2 protein-coding genes are annotated in these 1211 nt (G+C 62.7%); both read right to left on the reverse strand.

Features of this window, described 5'->3' with window-relative positions; translation table 11 throughout:
* A partial coding sequence (gene modA / locus A2I95_RS39940) for a molybdate ABC transporter substrate-binding protein (RefSeq protein WP_291737878.1) occupies positions 1-672 on the reverse strand: 672 nt, incomplete at its 3' end.
* 149 nt (positions 673-821) lie between these two features.
* Positions 822-1211, reverse strand: a 390-nt coding sequence (locus A2I95_RS39945) for a chemotaxis protein CheD (protein WP_291737879.1), incomplete at its 5' end; no start/stop codon positions are given.

The following is a 1211-nucleotide window of genomic DNA, read 5'->3' on the forward strand; positions in this document are numbered from 1 at the left end:
GTTTAAGAACGCCTGGGCCTCAGCCGCATTGCCGCTTGAGATTGCCGCGGCGGGGTAGATGACCGGGGGATGGCTGTCCTCGGGAAACACCGCAACCACTGTGACATTGCTGCCTGCAGCAGCGTCCGAGGCATAAACCACGCCCATTGGCGCTTCGCCCGATGCGACCAGCGCCAGCGCGGCGCGCACATTGGCGGCCTGGGCGGTTTTGGACACAACAGAGGGCCATTGCCCCAATGCGGTCAGCGCGGCTTTGCCGTAGATCCCGGCCGGCACCGCATCGACCAGCGCCATGGCAAGCCGGTTTTCCCCCAGCAGCGCACCGAGGTCGGCGGTTTCCAGGTCCATCGGCGCGGCATCTGCTCCATGAGCGATCAGAACCAGCCGGTTTGTCAGCAGATCCAACCGTGAGGCAGGAACAATCAGCCCGTCTTGCTGCAACACGTCCATCCATCCGGGATTGGCTGAGATGTAGACATCCGCCGGGGCGCCAAGCTGGATCTGCCGTGCCAAAGCCGGGGAGCCTGCGTAAGACAAAGCGGCGGACCGGCCGGTTTCAGCCATGTAGGCTGCTGCGGCCTCATCCAGCGCTGTTTTGGTGCTGGCTGCGGCGAAGACCGTGATCTGTGCCTGCACCATGGATGCCAAGCCCAAAAGCAAGGCGACAGGCATCAAAAGGCCCCGCCAGGCTCCAGGCGGAACCAGGAATGTCAAAACTGCAGCCTGGATTGTCGTCATCACTCTTAGGACCTACCTCTGCAGGCAGGCACGGGCAAACAAAAATTTCGGATGCCCAAGCTGTTCCTTGCCTGCGGTCTAAGTCAGAAAAGGTCGACCGCACCTGCACTTCCGCCAGCCGGAGCCGGGGCCGGAACCGGCCGTGCGGCGGCGCGCTGCTCCAATTCGCCAAGCTTGCGGTCGTCCTTCACATGGGTCTGCTGGGCTGCGCCAGAGCAGGCATGGAACCGCACCCGGCGTGCCGAGGTGCCGCCAACACTGGAAGAGATGCAAGGGATGCCTTCATCCCGCAGGAACCGCTGCACAAAATCGGCATTGGCCGCGCCGATGTCCGACAGATTTGCGGACATCTTGGCGCCGCCGAACACTTTGACCTTCAGATTGGAACGGATTGCCCCCTTCTTCAGAACGCCGTTGATCAGAAGTTCCATCGCATGGATGCCGTAACGGGCATTGGCTGCGCCGCCCTGACG

This window comes from Leisingera sp. F5 (genome assembly GCF_001593695.1).